The following is a 2,437-nucleotide window of genomic DNA, read 5'->3' as shown; positions in this document are numbered from 1 at the left end:
GAGCTTTGGCAGATATCGGAAAGGGGTTGCGTATAAACTTCTCTAAACATGTCGCTTAATTTTGATTAGTTACTTAACAATGAAAGAAGAAGATTTATCACGCATCAAGCGATACCCCATAGTGGAGTATCTTGAAAGGAAAGGTATCAAACCAGTGCGCAGGATACCAGCCTATGCCCTTTACCATTCACCGCTTCGTGAAGACACACATCCAAGTTTCAAGGTGGACACTGAGAAGAACCTTTGGATAGACTATGCCGAAGGCAGAGGTGGAAGTATTATCGACCTTTGTATGCGATTGGATGGCTGCACATTGTCGGAAGCCATCCGCATTTTGGGACGGAACGCACCCGATAGCACTGCTTGTAGTTCTCAAAAGGCAGACATGGCAATGAAAAGAAGTAGCATACCTATGGCATCCGCAAGTGGAGTAAGAAGCCTGATAGAAATATCAGACACCTTACCTCCACACTTATTAAAGTATCTTGAGGAAGACCGCTGCATCAACTTAGAAAAGGCTATGCCCTTTCTGCGTTGTATCAGCTATGAGGTAAGAGGGCTGCACTATCAAGCCATCGGCTTTGCCAATCTCTCTGGCGGCTATGAGCTTCGGGATAATGGAATATTCAAGGGCACAATAGCACCAAAGAATATTACTCCGATATTTACGGACAGAGTTGAGCCAGTTTGTATATTCGAGGGGTTTATGGACTTTCTATCCTTTCTTTTAATGAAAGAAGAAGTTATCCACCACTGTCTTGTGATGAACTCCGTAAGCAATGTGGTAAGGACTATCCGCTATTTGAATGACCGACACCTTACCCATATCCGTGCCTTCCTTGACAATGATGAAGCAGGACGGAGGGCTGTTCAAGATTTCATAAAGGCAGGCTTCCATGTTGAGGACATGAACATACATTACCAAGACTTCAAGGATCTCAACGATTTTCATGTCAGCCGTGTCCGTGAGCAGCAGAAACGGAAAGCACAGGAACAGACACACATATCAATTACAGGACAAAACAAGAAATCAAAACAAGTTAAACTTAAAATGAAATAGAAATGGAAAAGGAAACTATGATGAGCGACAAAGACCTTTCATGATTCTTGGGTGTGGAAGATGAAACAGAGAACGAATCTACTTCACAAGAAGCGACTGCGGTTTCTAAAAGAGACAGACCAACGAACAAGCAGGACACAGAGAATACCATGCACTCTGAGTCTGCACGGAATACTGAGAACGTAACCGTTCAGAAACGCATCAGTGCCAAGATGAGAAAGAAAACACTTGAAGCCTACAAGCAAGCCTATCTTTTACCTGCTAAACTCAGTAATAGGAAGGCTGTCTATCTGTGCAAGGAAACACAGGAATGTGCAGACCTTATCGTGCGAAGATTGGGCGACAGGGGCAGCAACCTTTCAAGTTTCATGGAGAACCTCGTGCGCAGTCATTTGGAGGAATATCACGAGGATATAGAGAAGTGGAGAAAGCTATAAGCACGAAAAAAGGAGCGAGGGCTTTTCTTGGAAAGGTCGTCCCTTTTCCAAAAGAAGCGAAGACTATGTTATTGTCTAAAAGACAGAAAGGAGGAAATGCCACGAACGCAGTTAGACACAGAATGCCGTGCATTCACTTTCGGTAGGGGAAACGCCCCAAGGCGTTATCGGTATCTCAGCTGATATTGCAAGACGTCAGTTTGTACCCACAAACTGCTCTTGCTCCCCTCGTCAAACTGTCGGGGAGATTAGACCGTAATCACTCCGTTCTCATCGGTCAAGGTTCAGAATTTAAGCAACAACGAATCATCTACAATGATAAACTTTCAAAGAAACTTATATGAAAAGATACAAGGGAAAAACTGCCCGATGGCAGCAACAGGATAAAGAAGAACAGCGGATGAACAAAACGGAGTTCATCAAGGTAAGATGTACCAGTGAAGAAAAGAAACGTATCAAATCAAGGGCGGAAAGCACGGGACGGAAATTCTCCGATTATTGTCGGGAAATACTCCTTAACGGAGAAGTAACAGCCGTTCCCAAGATGACCGACAATGAAAAGGAAGCCATTGCCGTACTCCACCGAACGGGAATGTACTACGCACAGGTTTCCAACCTCATCAAGGTCAAGGACGAAGATTGGCTACATATCACAAAGAACCTCTCGCTATGTGCCAAAGAAGCATTTAAGCGATTTTACGACCCGCATTTTCGTGTGGACGATGAGGTATATAAGGTCTTAAATCTAACAAGAAATGATAGGAAAATGTAAGGCGATAGCGCACGGCAGCACAGCTTTGGACTATATTTTCAGGGAAGGCAAACTCGGTAGTCGGCTTGCCTTCCACAATCTTTGCAGCAGAGATCCAAAGACTATCTATGAGGAAATGAAAGTGGTCAGTAACTACAACAGCCGTTGCAGGAACAAGTTCCTACGCAT

General features: G+C 44.1%; 3 protein-coding genes and 1 pseudogene. All 4 read left to right on the top strand.

The window, feature by feature from the left end; translation table 11 throughout:
- The first annotated feature begins 79 nt into the window (after positions 1–79).
- On the top strand, positions 80–1,060 hold the full coding sequence (locus AC1DCD_RS10180) for a toprim domain-containing protein (protein WP_353586084.1): 981 nt from the start codon (positions 80–82) through the stop codon (positions 1,058–1,060).
- A 47-nt stretch (positions 1,061–1,107) separates the two neighbouring features.
- Positions 1,108–1,497 (top strand): DUF3408 domain-containing protein, encoded by a 390-nt coding sequence (locus tag AC1DCD_RS10175; protein WP_353586085.1) that lies wholly within the window; start codon positions 1,108–1,110, stop codon positions 1,495–1,497.
- A gap of 340 nt (positions 1,498–1,837) precedes the next feature.
- The gene (locus AC1DCD_RS10170) at positions 1,838–2,269 is read left to right on the top strand and encodes a plasmid mobilization protein (protein WP_464641374.1); all 432 of its coding nucleotides are present in this window, start codon (positions 1,838–1,840) and stop codon (positions 2,267–2,269) included.
- Positions 2,253–2,437, top strand: a pseudogene (locus tag AC1DCD_RS10165) (relaxase/mobilization nuclease domain-containing protein); the annotation flags it as partial. The gene AC1DCD_RS10170 and the pseudogene AC1DCD_RS10165, both read left to right, overlap by 17 nt.

Source organism: Prevotella sp. C0209C1 (assembly GCF_056583855.1).
This window is presented reverse-complemented; position numbering and strand designations above follow the sequence as displayed.

Excerpts from the sequence above, each read along its gene's own strand:
- AC1DCD_RS10180 (WP_353586084.1), top strand. The coding sequence starts at position 80 with ATGAAAGAAGAAGATTTATCACGCATCAAGCGATACCCCATAGTGGAG.
- AC1DCD_RS10170 (WP_464641374.1), top strand. The coding sequence starts at position 1,838 with ATGAAAAGATACAAGGGAAAAACTGCCCGATGGCAGCAACAGGATAAA.